Here is a 19,312-nt window from a genome sequence, read left to right as displayed (position 1 = left end):
CGCAAAGGCGGTCCCGAGGCCAAGGCCTAAACATACGGCGACACCGCGACCGAGTCCGGCGGATCGCACATGTGTCAGCCACACTTGTGCCCTTCGAAAAAGGTCAATTCGGGACATATTTCCCTAAACTGCCCTTTACGGCTCCAACGAATTCCACCAGTCGCGCATCGGCCTTGGCCTCGTCGCCATCAACAACCGGCGTCACCAGGCGAATGAGCGCGCCATCGGACCTTCCTTCCAACATTGCGTCGCGAACCGCATAGTAGCGCAGTTCAAAATCGTTGGTCATGGTCCGACCGCGCTCATCAAACCAGAAGTAGGCGACTTGCCGGACCCCTTGGCGTTCGATCAAAACGCGATTGGCAGGAATGGCCTTCCCGTCGGACTCCGGGATCTGAATCAGTGACTGGCTGAGGATGTTCCAGCCACCGCCCGGGATGCATTGCTGCGGGCTGTGAGATTGGATACCGAATTTCTGCGACTCGTAATATGCAACGTAGAAATTTACGGCTGCGTCGCTATTCGGTCGCGCGTAATCGGCGAGCACGTAGTCGGTCAGATGGAGCATGTCGAGGAACTGCGTTTCCATCACATGCGGGGTTCCGCTCCAATCCCCGAACTGCATGGGAAACAAGGAGAGCGGCTGACGATCCGGAATGACTTCCGCGCGGGTCGGCATGGCGGCAACGGCCAACTCGCCGGCAACCAGAACGACACCGGCGATCAGGAACGATTTCGTGACCGGCCAGCCAGACAGGGACCGGAGCGAATTCATGTCTGGAACCAGCATGTCGAGCGCCAGAAAACGACCTCGCTTGCCGATCCTCAGCAACACCCACACCTCAGCCAGAAGAACCAGGATACAGATGAAGAAGACCAGAAAGCCTTCGACCTCGTGCTGCGTGCCCTCCGCCATCGCGATGCCGTATCGGTCGACCAGAACGCCGATCATCGCGATGCGACCTGCATTCATGGCGACTGCGATCGGCAGCGTCGAGATGACCAGCACGACCTTCTTCCAGAAGGCATCCTCGAGCAGCATCGCCATGAGGTAGCCGAAGCCGAGCAACGGGAACAGGTAGCGAAGGCCGTTGCAGGCGGCCGCCACTTCGAGTTTCGAACTACCGAGGTCGATCACATTGCCGTCCAGGAACACCGTCACGCCCATGGCGGACATCGCGGCAACCCCGAGCTTCGAGGATAGAAGCTGCATCTGCGATGAGAGCGTCAGATAAAAGGCCTTCGGCAGAGGGACGAGAAACCCAAGGTAGAGGATCGGCCCGCCGAGGGTGCGGATCCCGCGCGCTCCGACGCCACTCCAGGCAAGTCCATAGATGCCGATCAGCCCGCCATAGACCGAAACCGTGTAAAGTCCGGCAACGCTTCCCAGGAACATCACAAAACAGGAAAAACACGCCAGGACGATGCCGGGCCACCGTGCCCCGCCACGTTCGGCGCGCCCGAACCTGAACAGAAATGTGAGAAGCGCAAGCGGAGGAATGAGATAGACGTGGCTGTACTCTTCGGTGCCCCAGAGGGTCGAGATGTAGCTCAGGCCTGGCAGCACCGTCGCAATCGTACATCCCAGCACCAAAACGCCAAAAGCTAGCCCGAGCCGATGCTCCTGCATCGTCCGGATAGCGTAGGATTGGGTCGCGTTGGTCATGGCCAGGTACGCCTACTAGCAATTGGATCGGGCAAACAAATACAGCGTGTACGTCTCCAAGAGTACAGGACGCATGTACGAATTTAAGGCGACAAAGCGAAGTCTGAGCACTCCTTTCTAGTCCGGCATCCACAAGAACCCGAGTGCTGCGCAACCTGTCAGCCCCAACTCGGCGTCGCCCTCTCCAACAATCAACGGCCCTTGCATCATGGGCGTTCGACCTGACGAGAGCAGACCCACAATAGCAGGCAACAGTCTTATATTTTACCTAACGTCACTTGTCTAACCGGTGCCTCGACCTTGAGGTTGGCACGCCTAGGAGTCCAGCCTCCAGCGCAGCCTCTCAGTCCTTGCCGCACCCCCATGCGGCAGGGATTCAGACCGTGTCACTTGAAGGGCACAATCCGGCCTAAGGGTGGAATGAGGAAAGTCTGAACCCCGAAGGCTGTTAGAACGCGGTCCAATCGGAGTCCGCCGACGGACGGGCGATCGCCTGAAGTCCGCCCCTCCCTGCACTGACGCGCCGGGACCCTGCCTTCCCGGTCCGTCGCGAAGCGAGCGGCACAGAGCCGGTTTGAAATCGGGACACAGCCGCGGCGAGCTGTTCGGTTTCCTGTGCAAGCGCTCCGACAGTGGCAGTGGTCTCTTCCACCATGGCGGCATTTTTCTGGGTGATCCGGTCAATGGCTCCCACAGCCGTGTTGACCTCGGCCAGGCCTTGCGCCTGTTCGGCGGCACTTGCGGCGATGGCCGAGACGGCTTGATTGAGATCAGACACTTCAGTCACGATTTTATCGAGCGCTAGCCCGGCCTGGCCCACGAGATCCACGCCATGTTCGACCTGGGTCCGCGACGTCGAGATGAGACGTTTGATCTCCTTGGCGGCGTCGGCTGAACGCTGGGCCAGGGCCCTGACTTCGGAGGCCACCACCGCAAATCCGCGGCCGGCCTCTCCGGCGCGAGCCGCCTCGACCCCCGCGTTCAGGGCGAGGAGGTTGGTCTGAAACGCGATCTCGTCGATCACGCCGATGATCTGCCCGATCTGCCCGGAGGACGCTTCAATGCTGTTCATCGCATCAATGGCGCGTTTCACCACTTCGCCGCTCGCCTGCGCGTTGGCTTTCGCAGTCGCGACCACCGTACGTGCATAACTGGCGTTGTCGGCTGCGGACTTGACCGTCGTGGTGATCTCGCCAAGCGAGGCGGCTGTCCGCTCGAGGCTCGCGGCCTGCTGCTCGGTCCGACGGGAGAGGTCGAGCGCTGCCGCGGAGATCGCCTCGCTGCGGGACTGGATGACACCTGTGTTGGTGCCGATTGTCATCATCGTCTGATTAAGATTGTCCATCGCGTCATTGAAATCGAGCCTCAGCTGCTCGGATTTGGGCGCGAAGGGCGTCCCTAGACGCAGCAGCAGGTTTCCGCCGGACAGAGCGCCGAGGCCGGCCCCGAGAGCGTCGACCACACGTCGATCCTCCTGAGCCTCTTCGGCCTTCTCGCGTTCGCGGCGGGCACGCTCCTGTTCGGTGACGGCGCGAGACCGAGCCGCATCGGCCTCCAGACGCCGATTTTGCAACGCGCTTTCCCGAAATGCCAGGACAGCGCGGGACATCTCCGCCATCTCGTCGCATCCACCGCCTCCAACGAGTTTGACGTCGAGATCACCACCCGCCATTCTTCGCATCGTATCGGCGAGGTGCCGGATCGGACGGCTGATACTGCGGCCTATCACGAAGCACAGGATGCAGCAGAGCCCCACCACCGTGACGATCGTGGCGATCATCAAAAGGGTGCCTCGCGCCTGGATCTCGTCCAGCTTGGTCTGCGCCTGGGTTGCGGCTCGAGACGACGCGGTGACCACGTTGTCGATCGTCAGCGCGAGCCCCCTGAAGTGGGCCGCGGCATTCGCATCCGTCTGATGAACGCGATCGAAGGCTTCGGCCCAATTTGCAAAAGCGCTGATGGTGGCGTCGGCAGAGCCACTGAGTTTCTGTTTCGTCTCGGTCGACAGGAACGAAGCCTCGACATCCTTCTTGAGGGCGACACCGCTGGCCTCGAACGCCTCGCGGTCGGTTGCGGCATGCGACATGGAAAATCTGAGCTGGTTCCGGAGCATGCCCACGTAGTCCTGACCGGCTGCAGCTGCGAGTGGGTCGCTGTAGTCGAGGCCGTCCTTAATCAAGGTCCCGAGAGCGTCCATGCTGGCGTTCATTCCGCCTGCCAGGCCAGAAGCACTATCGAAGCCGACCGCCTGCTGGGACTTTATCACCGTATCGACATCGAACGAGACCGTCCTCATGCCTTTGGCGATCGAGGCCGGAATTTTGACGAAGTCGTTTTTCGCGCTCTCATCCAGCAGCTTGGTCACATTGGCATTCGCGACCTCACGGGCCGATATGAGGGCCGCGCGCGTGGTTTCGCTGGGGCTGTGCAAAAAGCTTTCGACACCCAGTTGGGCGGCCACGATCTGGTCCCGCATGCTTTTGATTGTCAACGCCATGTCGAGATTGGCGTGGCTTGCGGTGATCTGATCCGCGACTTGCTTTTGGCTGACAGCGAAAAGTCCAAAAACAATCGCGAAACCAATCAGCGGCACAGAACTGAGAACCACGATACGGGCCCCGACCGTCAGACTGGGTCTCCGCCGAACCGCCCGTGCCGCGATCGGGAGCCACTGGAAGCTTGGTCTGAGGACGCGCATGAACGACCTTGCTGTGAACCGCAACCATCCTGGTCTAATCGCTCGGCCGCTTCATAGGCCTTAACCGACTCCCATCCCTGGCATGACTTCAGCTCTGATGCTCAACCAGAAGTAAAGGTCTGGCGAAAGGGTCAGATCGATCCTAAGAGATCGGTTGCGCTTCGATCCGCTGATTGCGTCTCATGGGTCACTTTCCTTTCTTAAGCGATTCGACCAATATGATACTCCAAACTCTGGAATTACATGCGCGATAGCACGCCTCTACTTTCAGTTATTATACCTTGCTACAATTATGAGGCTTTCGTCGGTCGTGCGATTGAAAGTGTCCTGTTGCAGCGCCATACGCAGTGCGAACTCCTTGTCGTGGACGACGGGTCGAGTGACCGGTCCTGGAACGTCATTCAAGGCTACGGCCTCGAACGCTGCTACCGGGTCGCGAACAGCGGTGCCGCGCGGGCCTGCCTCTACGCCTTCGAACGGTCCCGCGCGCCCTTCGTGCTCTTTCTCGATGCCGACGACGAGTTGGCGCCCGGGAGCCTGGAGGAAATCGTTTCGCGCCTCGAACCGGGGATATCCAAGCTGCAGTTTCCCCTGACGCCAATCGACGAGAATGGCGCGATCCTCGGGCCACCCGTGCCGCAACTGGACGATTTTCGAGATCGTGACCGGCTGAAACGAGAAGTGGCCCGCACCGGAACCTATACGAGCCCACCGACATCCGGGAACGTCTTCTGCCGCGACGTCTGCACGCTCCTGGCAGAGGTCGACTACGAGATGTCGGTTGACGGTGTGACGCTCTTCGCGGCCCCGTTTCTTGGAGAGATCGTGAGCGTCTCCAAGCCCCTTGGTTTTTATCGTCTGCATCGGCACAACTACTCGCAAGCGGGATCGCGGCCCACGGCGCACCGCTTTCGTATTGAGGCCGAACGGTTCCTCGCTCGGCACGAACACCTCGGACGCATTCTGGCGCGCCGAAATGACGCTGTGAAGCTCCGGGCCGCAGAGGGTCTCTTCTTCTATCGGGAGCGGCGGCTGTATCAGAAAATTTTGGAAGGTGACCGTGTGGCGGCGTCAGAAGTTTTGACGCTTCAGTGGCTTGCGTTTGGGTCGCCGCGCCCGATGCCCCAACGGATCACCATGGCGCTGTTCCTCGGTCTCTGCTTGATCCTGCCCGGACGGCTTCTCGGCGCTGTTTTGGACTATCGGTTTCGTCCCGGACGACGATCCGCGATCGGCCTCTTATGGTCCCTCCTCAAGGGCCCCAGGGGCGTCAAGCGGCTCCTCGGGCCCGGATAAGCCAATCATCCGCGAGGCAAGGCCACTCGTTCGATGGGCTTGTCGGCTTTCGCTCGAGATTCATGTCTCGTCCGAGAGCGGTGGCCGTAAGACACCCTGCGCCCTCCACCACGCGAGGGGCTTCGTCCGGTAGTCCAACGGCGAAGTGCCGGTCTTCAAGAGATCGAGGGCTCGACGGACACGACCCGGCAGGGCCGCAAGCCCTCCGCGCTCGGGCCACAAGGGCTTGAGACACTCCTCCACCAAACGCGGCTCGTGCCACGGAACGTCATCCTGGCAGGCGGCAAGTTCGGCCGCGAAAGGATCACCCAACCAGGCGAGCGGAAACGAAGCGAAGCGGGTTCGCGGCGGCTGAGGCCGCTCATGAGGCTGGCACGCGAAAGCCCGGGCCGCCGCCGCGACGGGATGCGGCTTATAGGGGCCGCGCATGCGACAAGGCGCGGTGATGCGTGGATTCATCTCGATCAGCAATGCAGCATCGCTGCGGTCATCAACCATGAAATCAAAGCCGAGGAACCCGGAAAAGCCCAGTTCAGCGACCAAACGCTGCACGCCTTCGACAAAACCCGGCCGTTCGACCGAGCGGACCAGCGTTGAAGGTCCTTGCCCACCACATGACGACTCGGCTTCGACAACCGTGGCGCCCAACACCTCTCCGTCGCGGGCGAAAACGGCGCAACTGCCGGGTCGGCCGGACACAAAGGCTTGCGCGCTCACAAGCCGAGCAGATCGATCGTGACGTTCCTGCAGCCAATGGGGATCGCCGTTGATGACCCGACGCTTCAACGCCATGCCGAGGGAGAGTCCACGCGTCAGATCCACGAACGCGCGCCGCGCCGCGTCAGGGGTTTGGACCACCCGCACCCCCTCACCGCCCCAAGCCCGGTCGACCTTGAGCACCCAGGGAGGCGGCGTCTCGGCTATCCAGAGATCAAGGTCGGCAAGGGTCGGCAGTTGACGGAAGATCGGGACCGGGATCCCCGCCTTTTTGGCCGCTCGAAGCAAGGGAACACGTGCCGTGAGGACCTCATGACAGGAGGCCGGGCCGACCGACCGTGTGACGATGTCCTTGAGATCTGCATCGCCCTTTTGGTGAAGTTGAAGCAAATGGCTCACCGCCCGGTCGTCGCCCGGAACCACAAGACTTGGCGAGACCGCCTTGATCGCAGCCGCCAGCGCCAACCGCGGATGATGGTTGTCGAGGACGATCGAGTTGAAGCGAGTGGCGGCGTGGGCCACATGGCCCTGTGGACATAGAACAACCACCGCAAAGCCTGCACGTTCGAGGGAACTCGCCAGAACTGCCACGGACGGCCACCACGTTGTCGTTGCAACGAGAAGGGTCGGGGTGTTCCGCGTCATAGCTCCGTCTCGTCACAAGTCGAAAGGATGGTGAAGATGTCGCACAACGGCGAAAGCGCCCGGCACAAACTAAACTTATCTTCAGTATGTCCACCAAATCAAAAGAATAACAATTATCTCTACATTTAAATTGCAAAGGGGTAAGTCGCCGATTTACAAAATCATGAATTCTTCTGTGACCCAACGCAAGCAAAACGACTTATATTCTCAATTTTTTCCGTGACCGCAAGAAGAGGATTGCATGTGTGAGATCGGAATTGTAGGTGCGGGTCCGTATGGCCTCTCCCTGGGCGCTCACCTTCATTCAGAACGGGCCAATTTTCGAATCTTCGGCGTTCCAATGCAAAGCTGGACGTCGCGCATGGCCATGGGCATGCATCTGAAATCCGAGGGCTTCGCCTCCACGCTTTATGACAGAGCGGGAGAGTTTTCGTTTTCCAGTTATTGCCGCGCGAACGACATTCCCTACGCGGACACGGGTCTGCCTGTCAGCCTGAAGGATTTTTCGGAATACGGACTGGAGTTCCAGCGCCGCTACGTGCCCGTTATCGAGCCCAAACAGGCGGCTCGGATCAAACGGCACCAGGCCGGCTTTGAGATCCAGTTCGATGACGGCGAGGTGGGGGTGTTCCGCCGCGTGGTTCTGGCGGTCGGCATCACGCATTTCGCGTATCTTCCGCCCCAAATGGCTGGCCTGCCCGAAACTGTCCTGTCGCATTCTTCCGCCCACCACGACATGAGCCGCTTCAAGGGCAAGGCGGTCGCGGTCGTGGGCGGTGGATCGTCGGCGACAGATTGCGCGGCCGCGCTTGTCGCAGCGGGCGCGCAGGTTCGGGTCCTCACTCGCGGGCCGCGTCTCAAGTTTCATGCGCCCCCGAAGGCGGGTTCGCGCTCCCTCATCGAAAGCATGCGCTGGCCGCTGACGTCCATTGGGTCAGGATGGAAGAACGTCTTCTGCACGCAAATGCCGCTCGCGTTTCACGCCCTGCCACAAAAGGTCCGGCACGAGGTGACACGCCGGCATCTCGGTCCAGTGTCATGCTGGTTCACGCGCGACATCGTGGAACAGCATACCGAGGTGATGACCTCCACCGAGGTCCGTGGGGTCGCTACGCGTGGTCAGAGGGCGATCCTCACCCTTCGGCAGAACGGGCAGGACAGCAGCCTCGAAGTCGACCATGTCATTGCCGCGACAGGCTACAGGGTAAACCTCGACCGCCTTGGCTTTCTCGATCCAGGCCTGCGGGCGCAGATCCGTTCCTCCGAGAATACGCCTGTCCTATCGCGCTTCTTCGAATCTTCGGTTCCTGGCCTCTATCTCGTGGGAGTGGCATCGGCAAATTCCTTCGGTCCTTTGGTGCGCTTCGCGTGCGGCGCCGAGTTCACGGCTGGCCGGCTCGCAAATCATCTGCTGCAAAAGGCTCGGCCGGCGAGCCAGCCGACGATCCTTAGTGGCCATGTCCCGGCTCGCACAACGGAGCAATCGGCGGCTGCCGGCGATGCATACTGAACCCATCGAGTGACGTTCTCGGCCCATGGCAAGACCTTGTAGAGGTCAGGACCGCATGTGAAGTGGAACAAGAGGGACACCCCAATCGGTGGGCGGTTCCCGGTCAGCCGATCTGCAGATCTTGGTAAAGCGCGAGATATTTGCCGGCCGTCGTTCCGGCCGCGAACGCCTCGACATTCTTCTGAGATCGGCGACGCCATTCGCAAAGCTGGTCGGGATTACCCATGAGTTCGCGGAGGACATGCGCCATAGCCTCTGGATCCCCGGCTTTCACCAGATGCCCCGCCTCGCCAAAGGCCAGGACTTCGGGGATGCCGCCAACATCGGTCGCCACCACGGCGCAACCGGCAGCCCGCGCCTCCACGAGCACAAGGCCGAACGGCTCGGCAAGCGACGCGAGGGCAAAGATCTGCGCCTGTTCGAGCCAAGGCTTAGGATTCATCACGGCGCCGACAAAATGCACACGGGCACCAAGGCCGAGGCTGGCCACTTCCGTTTCGAGTTTGCCCCGGTCCGGTCCCTCACCGATAATGTTCAGATGCCACTCGGGATAGGCAGCCGCCGTTGCCGCGAAAGCCGCGATCAGGTGATGCACACCTTTTCGAGCGTGAAGTCCGGCAACGGTGATAACGCAAGGGGTCGCAAGAACCGGCCGAGGCCTCCTCTCAATAAGCTCCTCACGCGGAGAGCCAACCGGGCCGTTGTAGATCGTCACGAGCTTGCGGTCCGAATACCCGCGTGACAGCAGCAGTCGGCGCTCGGCCTCGCTGACCGCCACGACCGCATCGCCCAACCGCATGAGATCGGAATGCTGGTCAAAGGAATTGTGGACCGTCGTGACGAGCGGAAGCCGGCACAGCCTGGATGCGACAAAGCCCAGGACGGCGCTCGACATCATATGGGCATGGATCACATCCGGTCGGAAGGCATGGCAGAGGGCCACAAGGTCCGCGATCGCACCGGCCACGCTGAGCGGGGACCAGCCAGAGCTGATCCGACGATGCGCGATTCCATTCGCCGTGAGAAAATCCACATAGGCGCCACCGGCACTCGCAAAGGTCACCTCGTGGCCGGCCCGCACATGCAGGCAGGCGAGGTCGACCGCGACATTCACGTGCCCGTTCGACGGCTCGCAATGCTTTATGAGATGGAGAATGCGCATCCGCACGGTCCAGTCTAGCGACCGTGTCGATTGGCGCCTTTGTTGAGCACGATGCCGACGAGTTGCGCCTGAGCGCTTTCGAGGGTCCGAACCGCCATGGCGACCTCGTCTATTGTCGTCTGCCCGCATTCGACGACGAGGACGACTGCATCGAGAAAGCCGCAGATCGCCTGCGCGTGGGGCGAGCGGACCATGGCCGGCAGATCTACGATCACGTCCCCCGAGTCGCGCAGATGGTTGATGAAACGTCCGACCTGGGGTGCACCGAGGAAGAGGTTCGGCCGGTAGGGCTCGAAGCGGCTGCGCGCCGGTACGAAGCCGAGGTCACGGCGCAAGGTCTCCGGCTTGAGCGCAATAAGGTCGGCGTGGTCACCAAGCGCCTCACAGAGTCCCGCCGTGGCCTCCGGCGCGAGAACTTCACTGAGTGCAGGGTCCTGCAAATCGGCATCGATCAGAACGGCCTTTTCACCCGTGGCGGCGATGAAATGAGCCAAGTTCCCAGCGATTGTGCTTTTTCCCTCGCCGGTTCGCCAGGAGACAACCCCCAATGCACGGAACGTGGTCTGACGGGCGCCCGCCGTCACAATCGACGTGTAGGCCGATCGCAACGCCTGCGAGAACGGGGCCTTGGCGTCGCAGACGACCAGATCGAACGGCACCCGGTTCCGGCCTCGCCTTTTGGTCACAGGCAGAACGCTGAGGCAGGGCAGCCCGAAGTGCCGCCAGATCTGGCTGGCCGTACGGACGCGCCGGTCGAGACTCTGTCGCACGGCCAAAATACCGCAACCGATCAACAGACCGACAGCGGCGGCGAAGACGAGCACGATGGCATTTTGCGGATAGCTCTTGCCCAGGGGTTCACGCGCCGCACTGATCACGCGAGCATCGGAATCCGGAAAAGGCATTGCCGGAATAGCCCCGTCGCGAATGGCGTCCGCGGCCGTCTGCTCCTCCTGTCGCAGCACGGCAAACCGATCTTCCAAAAACTCGGCGCCGCGTCGCGCGGCCGCGACCTTTTGTTCGATCTGGCTGTGAATATAGGCGGCCGTGATCGAGTTGGTCAGACGCGCCGCCTGCGCCGGGGAAAGTGCCCGATAGGAGATTTCCAGAACATAGGACTGACCGATTCGCCGCACCGACACACGGTTGCTGAAGGCTTCGAAGGCGATCAACCGCTCTTCATCGGGCTTGGATTGCTGGCCGCCGGAGGGCTTCAGCGCGGGCAGAAACTTGCTCAAGGCATCGGTCAGACGCTGTCGCAGGCCCGGTTCCCGATGCACGAACTCAGGCGCATGAAGGAGGTCGAGCGTGTCGAACACGATCGACAGGATACGCTCGGATTTCACCACCTGCATCTGGCTTTCGGCCTGAGCGCTGTCGAGCGCCGCCGAAATGCCCGCCGCAGCTTCCTGGGATGTCAGCCGGCGCGGCTCAAGAATCACCTGGGACGAGGCGGAATATTCGGGCGGCGTCCGGTAAAGATAGACACCGGCCACTCCCAGGCAGACGCCGAGGCACGCCAGTACGATCCACTTGCCGCGGCGCAGCACCTGAAGCATTTCGCCGATGCTGACGAGCGCGGGATCGTGCTCCGGCAAGGTTATCCGCGCCTTGGAACTGAAAATTGCATCATCCGCGGCGGCCTCACGCAGCCGCTCGTGGCCGGCCTGATCCATGTAGTTCATAGGTTGCCTGCCCGTTCGGGTTCGATAGATCCACGCAGGATGTCCCCCATGGCGCGGAGATTGCCGTAGAGACGGCCACGCCGGTCGACATAGGGCTCGGGGCGAAACGCCCGCCCCAAATTGCTGGCGATATTGCGGAACAGGTGGTCGGCGACCGCACCGAGGGGCATGTTGCCCTTGCGATAAAGGTACAGTGGGTTGACCACCTGGGAGTAGCCGAGTTTGCGGCCGGACACGCGCCCGCTTTTGACCCCCATGTGGACGCCCACGGCGCTGCTGATCTTCACGATGCGCGCGCCGTTGCGTTCGAGGGCAGCCCCGAAATCGCGGTCTTCCAACCACCCGTAAAGGACCAGACGCTCGTCGAAGCGATGATCTGAAATGACCGACCAGCGGAACGCCATATTGCATCCATAGGGAACATAGGAGTCGACCATCCAGTGGCGGGCCTCGGCCGGTGCGCCGGCAATCAGGGCCTCGGCCTCCGCGACGCTGAGCCCTGGGCCTTTGATGCCGTCAGCAATGACATCGCCGGTGACGGCACCGATGTCGGGATGCCGCGCGAAGGTCTCCGCGACGCATTCGAGCCAATCGGCGCGCGGCAGGAAATCGTCGTCGAAGAACACCACGATATCCGTGTCTCGCGCCACCTGCCGGAGGGCAACATTGCGCTGTGCGGCGAGGCCGGTCGCCTCACACAGCACCGTCACATCAGGACGCCCCAAGACCGGCGCGGCATCGTCGGGTGAAGGGCAGGACACGATGATCGACGCTGGCCGGCAGGTCTGCCGCTCTATCGCGGCCACGGCCTGGCCTAAGAGAGACGGGCGCCCCCTTGTGGCAAACACGACGCAGATCTGTGGCGCACCGGCGGCCTTCGTGGGCGCGACACTGCGGCAGCCCCTCTGCAGATCCCGATCAAGGACCAGCATGATCGGGGTCCGACTGTAACGCGGCCTTCGATTGGAACACCCGGATGGCCGAGATGTCCATGAAAGCGGGAGAGTGCAGATCTTTCACGGGCCAGCCGCCTCCGAGCGCCAGATTGGCCAGCACGTACATCGGCTGCTTGTATTCAGGCGGAGTGGGCGTGACCCAGAAGCTCTCTCGGTTGAGGAAGAAGGTTGTCGTGTCGGGAGTGATCCGCACCCCGAAGGTGTTGTAATCCGCCGACAACAGATGTGGCGTCACCTCCATCATCCGGTCGCGGCCATAGCGATCCCTCCCGCCGACCCAAATGTGTTCTACGGCATGGAAGAAGCGAGGGTCGTGCCCATAGAACTCGACGACATCGATCTCGGCCGAAGATTTCGCCTTGTCGATGCCGATCAGCCAGAAGGCCGGCCACGTGCCCGGCCCCTCGGGCAACTTCGCGCGCATTTCGAAATAGCCGTACTTCTGCGCGAAGCCCTTTTGGCCAGGGCCGTCGCGATCCATGGAACAGATCAGACCGGACGTCCACCGCCCATCGGGCAGCTTGGTGGCCGTGATGCGCAGACCGTCGGGCGTCAAAGAGAATGGGCCGAATGGTCCCGGATCGATGAAGGTGGCATCGCCAAAATCGCCGTGCCATGGGGTGTGTGCGATCCAGCGCGTTCCCGGTCCCCAAGCTGACAGATCGAGGCTTTTGAACTCCTCCGTGAAGGTCTCGACATAGCCGGAAAGATCGAGCTTTTCTGCTGTGGCCGGGCGCGCTGTGGCCAGGACCGACAAACACGCGACCAGCAGAGCCGCGCACGTACGAAGAACCGCGCGACGCTCCGTCATATCAAACCGTCCAGAAGATCGAGATAACCCTGAGCCGAGGCAGCCCAGGAAAAGCGCCGCGCTTGAAAGAGACCACGTCCCCGCAGATCATCCCGCAACGCCGGCGTATCGCGCAGATTTTTGATATGCGCGAGCCAGGCGGCGGGATCATCGGGAGCTGCCAGCAAGGCGGCCTCGCCACACACCTCCGGCATGCTGGCGCGATCGGACGCGACGACGGGACAACCGAGCGCCATGGCCTCGACGATCGGCAAACCAAACCCTTCGGTGAGCGAGGGAAACGCGAGGCAGAGGGCTTCACCATAGAAGGCCGCAAGGTCGTCGTCCGACACGTGGCCGAGCCAGCGAATGTTGCCGGCCGGCCGTGCGACCGCCGCATTTGACCCCGTCGGCGCAGCAAAGATCCGCGCGGCCCCTCCCGCCACGACAAGGTCGATCCCGAGCTCATTGAGGGCCGGCGCAAGATCGAGCATGAGGCCGACGTTCTTGTGTCGAGCGCGGCTGCCCAGGAGCAGCACGAACGGGCGATCGGACTCGTGGGGGCGAAAATCCGAGCGGGTCCTGTCCCAGGCGAAGACATGCTCGTGACCGTTGGGCAGCACGGCAATGCGGCGGCGGTCGATGCCAAAGCGTTCCGCGATGGCGACCGCGGAGGCTCGGGACACGGTGGCGAGTCGCGCGGCCCGTCGGGCCAACAGCGGTTGCAAGGCTCCATAGAACAAGCGGAACCCGGCGCGGTAACTGTTCGGCTCGGTGAACACGTTGGTATCGTGGATGCAGACCACCTGCCGATGCTTGAGACATGGACCGGTGTTGCAGAGGTTGAGCAGCCGACCCGTCGGCCGGAGGGCCAGAGCTTGCTCCCAGCCATGGCCCTGCCCCGGCGTTACACGGACTGGGCTCAAAGCGCGAAAAGCAGGAACCGGGGGAACGCCGGACGGCATCAGGAGTGCCGCCGAGCGCATGCGCCGGGCCAGGAGCGGGTCGAGGGCAGCCACAATCTCCCGGCCGTAACGCTGAACGCCGGTCACGGGTTGGCCGTAGAAGCGGCCGTTGATCAGAATGTCGCCGTCCTCTCGACGCCGGTGCGCCAGGCTACGATCGCGATCCCAGGCTTCCGGCGTTGGCCGCGCCTGTCCGGCCGGACGCAAAAAGCGCATGCCAAACATCAACGCGGCCTCGCGAGATCTGCCCGCGACCGCATACTCGCGGACTGGTCACACGCGGGCATGGCTAGCAGCTTCCTTTGCGGTTCAGAACGACCGGAATGGTCTTGATCAGGATCCTGATGTCCGCCTTGAAACTCCAGGACATCACATAGGCCGTATCGAGCTCGACCCGTTTACTGAAGCTGACATCGCTTCGGCCGCCGACCTGCCAGGCACCCGTGAGGCCGGGACGAACGCGATGGTAGTGCGCGATCTTTGGCCCGTAGAACGCCACCTCGTCCTGCACGATAGGGCGCGGCCCCACCAAACTCATGTCGCCGAGCAGCACATTGAAGAGCTGCGGAATTTCGTCGACGCTCGTTTCACGCAGGACGCGGCCGAAACTCGTGATCCGCGGATCGTTTTGCAATTTCCGGCGCGATTCCCACTCCGCCCGCATCGCCGGATTTTGCTCCAGGACGCCCTGCAGCACTTTGTCAGCATCACGCACCATGGTTCGGAACTTGAAGCAGGGAAAATCCTTCCCCTTGCGCCCGATTCGGCGGTGCCGAATGAGCACCGGCCGCCCTTGGCTCACCAGAAGAACCAACGCGATCGTTGCTATGAGAGGCGCAAACAGCACCAGCGCAGTCAGTGCGACACCAAAGTCAAAACCACGCTTGACGTCGGAAAGAGCTCCTGATTGCAACCCGTCGACGCAGTCGAAAGGCGCATCCGCAGAGAATTCAGCGGACGCCTCTATTGAGCCCGTCGCTTCAGACACCCCGAGACTCATGCGATTTCACTATTCATGTTAATATTTCGCTAATATAAACCAGAAACGCCCAGTAACTTCAAATTAAATTTGCGGATAAATACTTGATATTGCAACACAAAAGCGTTTTTTCCATTATTATAGAATTTGCATCACCCAGTACCCGTTTCGAGGGTGCATGACGTAAGGGAATTATTCGCGACATGCCTTTGAGCCCGTCTGTCGTTCTCCCCTTTACTCAGCATCGACAAGATGAGCGAGCCAGTTTACCAACCGACATCCGAGTTGCGTTCATTCATTACTGGCTCGTCGGCATGCGGGGGGGCGAGAAGGTCATCGAAGCCCTGTGCGAGATGTTTCCACAGGCCGACATCTTTACCCACGTGTACGTCCCCGAAGCCGTGTCTTCCACCATTTCCAGTCATCGGGTGCAGACTTCGTTCATCGCCCGCCTGCCCCGCGCCTCCACCCGCTACCAGCGGTACCTTCCGCTGATGCCCATGGCGCTCGAGCAACTCGATCTTCGGGGCTACGACCTCATTATCAGCAGCGAATCGGGACCCAGCAAGGGCATCATCCCCCCAGCGGGAGCGCTACACCTTTGCTACTGCCATTCCCCGATGCGCTACATCTGGAACATGTTTCATGATTACCGCGAGCGGAGTGGGCCGATCACTCGGCTGCTGATGCCGCCGCTGTCGCACTACCTGCGAAACTGGGATGCCATATCGGCCACAAGGGTGCATCACTTCGCGGCCAATTCTCGAACGGTCGCGCGCCGGCTTGGGACCTACTACCGGCGTGAGGCACGGGTGATCCACCCACCGGTCGACACGCGCTCCTTCGCTCCCGTAAGCGCCGACCAACGCGGTGACTTCTATCTCATGGCGGGCGAGCTGGTCGCCTACAAGCGTCCCGATCTCGCCGTGGAGGCGTTCAATCTCCTGAAGAAACCCCTGATCGTCGCAGGCGGCGGGGAAATGCTTTCCCGCATAAGGAACTTAGCCGGTCCGACCGTGTCCGTGCTCGGGCCGCAGACCGCAGAGGGTCTCCGCAAACTCTATGCTCACTGCCAAGCCTTGGTGTTTCCCGGCGAAGAGGATTTCGGGATTGTGCCGGTCGAAGCCATGGCGAGCGGCCGCCCTGTCATTGCGTTTCGCCGTGGAGGAGCCACTGAAACCGTCGTGGAGGAAGAAACGGGGCTGTTTTTTGACGAACAGTCGATCGATGCCATCTGCTCCGCTGTCGCTTCTTTCGAGCGAATGAGCTTCGATCCGGCGGCCATCGCGGCCCATGCGGCGTCCTTCGGCACCGATGTCTTCAAAGCAGCCATGCACGACTTTGTCGCCGACGGTTTTGCGTCCCAGAACTAAAGCCGACCTACCGGATTCCGTGATCGCCTTTGCGCCAACTGACCGATGGAACCGGTCGCCGGTTTAATCCCGAGCACAGCGCGACCGAGACGAGGCCACCCACGCCAAGCCGAGGCCGTACCCCACCTGTGCCAGCGCCAAATCGGCAATGCCCAATCCCAAGCCCCCGATGAGGGTCATTCCTTGAACGATCGCAACGACCATCACCACGAGCGCGGCGGACAGAACAACGGCAAGGAATTGGAACAGCGGGAAGAGCGTGGCGGAAAAGAACCCCAACGCAAAAAAAGCCACGAGGGTCGCCACCATGGATGCTCTCGTGCTGATTCCGGCCACTCCTGAAGAACTTTGCGGGGTTTTGGTAAAGATCCGATGAATCGTCATCGGAACCTTGGACGATTCGACTGCGGACAGCTGGGATCGACCGCTGTCCATCGCCGAGCAAGCTCGCGGCTCAATTGCTAACCGCCGCAGTCTCGGGCCCCCGGCCCGCAATTCCTACGGCTTCATGCTTCGGACCGGTTTGATCCGAGTCCGTAAAATCGACCTGGACCACATCGCCGGGCAAAACAGGATCACTGTCCTCCACCTGCAGCGTGGTGGCATGCCCATCGACCTTGCGGACGATCGAGTAGACGGGGGTTGGCCGGGTCGGCGTCGATGCCGCCAAGGCGGCCGGCTCCCTCACCTCCGCCTGATAGACCAGCGCCCGGGCGGTTTCGAGCCTTTGGCCCACCTCGCCCAATCGCGCGCGGACCTGAGCCGCTTCAATCAAGGCTTCATTGCGATCTTTGGCTTGCAACTCCGATTTATCGCGTATGGCCTTGGAGATGTCTTGCTGCGCGCGCAGCGTCGCCAGTTGCACGTCGAGGCGACTGCTCTCGTATTGCGCTGTATTTTCTTCAATGGCGAGCTTGCGCGGCAGCACCGCAAGGCCCTGAGAGACGAGGCCGGAAATTTGATCGAGTTCCTGTTTTGTCACAGCCAATTGCCGGGCAAGCGAGACATCCTTGGCCGCCAGGGCGACGATCTGCCGTTCAAGAAGCGCACGCGACTGATCGAGCGTCGCACTTTGCGAGGTCAAAGATTCGCGTCGGGTGCCGAATAACGCCTGCTCCTCACGAAGCGCGCGGGCGACGGCGGGCTCTGTCTGTCGGCTGGCGAGCTCCGGCGGCAGGGTGATCGAATCGGCCCCTGAGATCTCGGCATCCAGGCGCGCCTGCCGGACCAGAAGCTCCGTGCGTTCGACCATAAGCGCGCGAAGGTCGCCACGTCCCGAGATCGCGTCCCGCTCAAGACCCATCGCGCCACCGTCGCCCGCCCGCGCAATTCCGCCCGCAATGCTGACCGCCTGCAACACCGACAGATCTGGTCGGAAATCGTATTCGCCCTGACGCTCGACCATGCCCATGATGTAGAAGGGGCGATATTTGGTCACCTGAACGGAGGCGTCGGGCCTCTGGGCCAGGCCGACCTTGGCCTGCAGCCGCTCTCCGATGACATTGGCCACGGCGGATGGCGTCATATCGTTGGCCGGGATGTCGCCGAGCAGCGGCAGGGACAGCGAGCCGCCGGAACCGACGATGAACTCGCCGTTGAGGGCCTGCCATTGATAAGCCTCACCCGAGCCCGTCCGCCAGTCGAAGACCTTGATTTGGAGCTTGTCCTCCGGCCCAAGTCGGTACTCGACCGGTTCGGCATAAGCGGCGGACAACCCCAGCCCAACGGCCAACAGCAAACTCACGATGCACAACGATCTCATCCCACGCTCCTTTCCGGACTTCCAAAACCGCCACCGGCGGCTCGCCGCAGTTCCCAAGACATTCGACCGATCGTGTTCGGCCGCATCGACATCGCGCACCGGCGAAGACCTGCCTTGCCGCAGTCAGACCGTGGCGTTGCGCTCGAACTGAGCAACGCGTTCGCGAACGGCCGGACGCGTCCAGGTCCGTTGCTCCACGAGGCGCTTGTAGCGCTGCTGCGCTCTGTATTTGACGGCTTTCAGTCCGCGCATCGGCTGCAGATATTCGGCGAGTTCGGGATGCATGCCGACGAGGTCGCGGTACACCCGATGTGTCGTCCGACCCCACGGCAAAAAGGCGCCGTGCCAAGGCCTGGGGTTCGACATGTAGTGGATCAGCCGGGGTTGAATGGTAGCATCGTAACCACCGTTCAAGAAGAACACCGGAAAATTCCATTTGAACGACATGAGTTGCGCGTCCTCCCCGAAGGCGAGGTTGAAGGCGTCCTGCTCGCTGAAGCGGAAGACAGGTCCGTACTGTCGGCACAGACGAACACATTCGCGGCCGACCTCGGCGAGGTCGGTCCGGTTGAGGCGAAAGATGCCCGAGTTGAAGTAGCGGTCCAGGCGCGCATCCGGGATGCCGATCGACTGAAAATAGGCTCGTCGGGCCTGCCAGGATCGGCTCGGTTCGCGGATCATGACCGCCATGGGATCGGGGGTGACCAACACGCGGCCCGACGGCAGTGACACGTCAAACAGCGGATCGAGGGGCCCTGTGACCTGTGTATCTCCATCGGCGTGGATGACGTGCGCGTAGCCGCGATCGAGAAGGCGATCGAGAAAATGTCGCGCGAATTGGATCGGCAGATCGTCGATGCATCGCGCGGTGATCGGCTGGAACACGATGTCGTGCTGGGCGCAGATATCGGCGAACACACCGGCCGCGTGGTCCTGCGGACCAAGATAAAGGATCAGGACATCGGCCTTGCCGGCGGTCAACTGGCGCCGGGCCTGCATGGCACTCAGCAGCGTCGCCCCCATGTAGTTGACATTTGTCGTATAGCAAAAGCAGGCGGCGGCCATTGATTTTGGAGACGTCCCGGTTGTGAGGATTTATCTTTTTTTT

Annotated in this window: 15 protein-coding genes; 3 read left to right on the top strand and 12 right to left on the bottom strand. The window is 61.7% G+C overall.

Annotated elements, in window-relative coordinates; all coding sequences use genetic code 11:
- Positions 1-103 precede the first annotated feature (103 nt).
- Entirely contained in the window at positions 104-1,666 is a 1,563-nt protein-coding gene (gene xrtD / locus M8523_RS13605) for a VPLPA-CTERM-specific exosortase XrtD (RefSeq protein ID WP_282585419.1), read from the bottom strand.
- A 448-nt stretch (positions 1,667-2,114) separates the two neighbouring features.
- Entirely contained in the window at positions 2,115-4,364 is a 2,250-nt protein-coding gene (locus M8523_RS13600; protein WP_282585418.1) for a methyl-accepting chemotaxis protein, read from the bottom strand.
- A 243-nt stretch (positions 4,365-4,607) separates the two neighbouring features.
- Here M8523_RS13600 and M8523_RS13595 point away from each other — a divergent pair, with 243 nt between their 5' ends.
- Positions 4,608-5,660: a glycosyltransferase family 2 protein gene (locus tag M8523_RS13595; RefSeq protein WP_282585417.1), complete on the top strand. Its 1,053-nt coding sequence runs from the start codon at positions 4,608-4,610 to the stop codon at positions 5,658-5,660.
- Positions 5,661-5,720: 60 nt separating this feature from the next.
- Here the strand turns inward: M8523_RS13595 and M8523_RS13590 are convergent, their stop codons facing one another.
- Complete coding sequence (locus M8523_RS13590; protein WP_282585416.1) at positions 5,721-7,022, bottom strand: ATP-grasp domain-containing protein; 1,302 nt, start codon at positions 7,020-7,022, stop codon at positions 5,721-5,723.
- 241 nt (positions 7,023-7,263) lie between these two features.
- On the opposite strand from M8523_RS13590, the gene M8523_RS13585 reads away from it, so the two are divergent.
- Positions 7,264-8,532, top strand: coding sequence for an NAD(P)-binding domain-containing protein (locus M8523_RS13585; RefSeq protein ID WP_282585415.1), 1,269 nt, complete (start codon positions 7,264-7,266; stop codon positions 8,530-8,532).
- 103 nt (positions 8,533-8,635) lie between these two features.
- On the opposite strand, the gene M8523_RS13580 is transcribed toward M8523_RS13585, so the two are convergent.
- The 6 genes from M8523_RS13580 to M8523_RS13555 all read right to left on the bottom strand — a co-directional run bounded on the left by M8523_RS13580 (position 8,636) and on the right by M8523_RS13555 (position 15,078).
- Positions 8,636-9,694, bottom strand: coding sequence for a glycosyltransferase family 4 protein (locus tag M8523_RS13580; RefSeq protein ID WP_282585414.1), 1,059 nt, complete (start codon positions 9,692-9,694; stop codon positions 8,636-8,638).
- Between the two features lie 14 nt (positions 9,695-9,708).
- Positions 9,709-11,379 (bottom strand): tyrosine-protein kinase domain-containing protein, encoded by a 1,671-nt coding sequence (locus M8523_RS13575; protein WP_282585413.1) that lies wholly within the window; start codon positions 11,377-11,379, stop codon positions 9,709-9,711.
- Positions 11,376-12,311: a glycosyltransferase family 2 protein gene (locus M8523_RS13570; RefSeq protein ID WP_282585412.1), complete on the bottom strand. Its 936-nt coding sequence runs from the start codon at positions 12,309-12,311 to the stop codon at positions 11,376-11,378. The genes M8523_RS13575 and M8523_RS13570 overlap by 4 nt, the downstream gene beginning before the upstream one ends.
- Positions 12,298-13,146 carry a glycoside hydrolase family 16 protein gene (locus tag M8523_RS13565; RefSeq protein WP_282585411.1) on the bottom strand — a complete coding sequence of 283 codons (849 nt, stop codon included), beginning with the start codon at positions 13,144-13,146 and terminating at the stop codon, positions 12,298-12,300. Before M8523_RS13565 ends, M8523_RS13570 begins: the two co-directional genes overlap by 14 nt.
- Positions 13,143-14,306: a glycosyltransferase family 4 protein gene (locus M8523_RS13560; protein WP_282585410.1), complete on the bottom strand. Its 1,164-nt coding sequence runs from the start codon at positions 14,304-14,306 to the stop codon at positions 13,143-13,145. The genes M8523_RS13565 and M8523_RS13560 overlap by 4 nt, the downstream gene beginning before the upstream one ends.
- A gap of 73 nt (positions 14,307-14,379) precedes the next feature.
- Positions 14,380-15,078 carry a sugar transferase gene (locus tag M8523_RS13555; protein WP_282585409.1) on the bottom strand — a complete coding sequence of 233 codons (699 nt, stop codon included), beginning with the start codon at positions 15,076-15,078 and terminating at the stop codon, positions 14,380-14,382.
- Positions 15,079-15,347: 269 nt separating this feature from the next.
- On the opposite strand from M8523_RS13555, the gene M8523_RS13550 reads away from it, so the two are divergent.
- Positions 15,348-16,442: a glycosyltransferase gene (locus M8523_RS13550; RefSeq protein WP_282585587.1), complete on the top strand. Its 1,095-nt coding sequence runs from the start codon at positions 15,348-15,350 to the stop codon at positions 16,440-16,442.
- A gap of 63 nt (positions 16,443-16,505) precedes the next feature.
- Here M8523_RS13550 and M8523_RS13545 read toward each other — a convergent pair whose 3' ends face one another.
- The 3 genes from M8523_RS13545 to M8523_RS13535 form a co-directional block, all read right to left on the bottom strand.
- Positions 16,506-16,751 carry a hypothetical protein gene (locus M8523_RS13545; protein ID WP_282585408.1) on the bottom strand — a complete coding sequence of 82 codons (246 nt, stop codon included), beginning with the start codon at positions 16,749-16,751 and terminating at the stop codon, positions 16,506-16,508.
- 145 nt (positions 16,752-16,896) lie between these two features.
- Positions 16,897-18,204 (bottom strand): polysaccharide biosynthesis/export family protein, encoded by a 1,308-nt coding sequence (locus tag M8523_RS13540; protein WP_282585407.1) that lies wholly within the window; start codon positions 18,202-18,204, stop codon positions 16,897-16,899.
- Between the two features lie 123 nt (positions 18,205-18,327).
- A complete protein-coding gene (locus M8523_RS13535) occupies positions 18,328-19,227 on the bottom strand; it encodes a glycosyltransferase family 8 protein (RefSeq protein WP_282585406.1) in 900 nt (299 codons plus the stop codon).
- Positions 19,228-19,312: the final 85 nt, after the last annotated feature.

The organism is Lichenifustis flavocetrariae (assembly GCF_026130545.1).
In the GTDB taxonomy this organism is placed as follows: domain Bacteria; phylum Pseudomonadota; class Alphaproteobacteria; order Rhizobiales; family Beijerinckiaceae; genus Lichenihabitans; species Lichenihabitans flavocetrariae.
Note: the sequence above shows the minus strand (reverse complement) of the source record. Positions and strands in the feature narration are given on the sequence as shown.

Excerpts from the sequence above, each read along its gene's own strand:
- M8523_RS13575 (WP_282585413.1), bottom strand. The coding sequence starts at position 11,379 with ATGAACTACATGGATCAGGCCGGCCACGAGCGGCTGCGTGAGGCCGCC.
- M8523_RS13560 (WP_282585410.1), bottom strand. The coding sequence starts at position 14,306 with ATGCGCTTTTTGCGTCCGGCCGGACAGGCGCGGCCAACGCCGGAAGCC.
- M8523_RS13535 (WP_282585406.1), bottom strand. The coding sequence starts at position 19,227 with ATGGGGGCGACGCTGCTGAGTGCCATGCAGGCCCGGCGCCAGTTGACC.
- M8523_RS13600 (WP_282585418.1), bottom strand. The coding sequence starts at position 4,364 with ATGCGCGTCCTCAGACCAAGCTTCCAGTGGCTCCCGATCGCGGCACGG.
- M8523_RS13545 (WP_282585408.1), bottom strand. The coding sequence starts at position 16,751 with ATGGTGGCGACCCTCGTGGCTTTTTTTGCGTTGGGGTTCTTTTCCGCC.
- M8523_RS13595 (WP_282585417.1), top strand. The coding sequence starts at position 4,608 with ATGCGCGATAGCACGCCTCTACTTTCAGTTATTATACCTTGCTACAAT.
- M8523_RS13565 (WP_282585411.1), bottom strand. The coding sequence starts at position 13,146 with ATGACGGAGCGTCGCGCGGTTCTTCGTACGTGCGCGGCTCTGCTGGTC.
- M8523_RS13580 (WP_282585414.1), bottom strand. The coding sequence starts at position 9,694 with ATGCGCATTCTCCATCTCATAAAGCATTGCGAGCCGTCGAACGGGCAC.
- M8523_RS13585 (WP_282585415.1), top strand. The coding sequence starts at position 7,264 with ATGTGTGAGATCGGAATTGTAGGTGCGGGTCCGTATGGCCTCTCCCTG.
- xrtD (WP_282585419.1), bottom strand. The coding sequence starts at position 1,666 with ATGACCAACGCGACCCAATCCTACGCTATCCGGACGATGCAGGAGCAT.
- M8523_RS13570 (WP_282585412.1), bottom strand. The coding sequence starts at position 12,311 with ATGCTGGTCCTTGATCGGGATCTGCAGAGGGGCTGCCGCAGTGTCGCG.
- M8523_RS13590 (WP_282585416.1), bottom strand. The coding sequence starts at position 7,022 with ATGACGCGGAACACCCCGACCCTTCTCGTTGCAACGACAACGTGGTGG.
- M8523_RS13540 (WP_282585407.1), bottom strand. The coding sequence starts at position 18,204 with ATGAGATCGTTGTGCATCGTGAGTTTGCTGTTGGCCGTTGGGCTGGGG.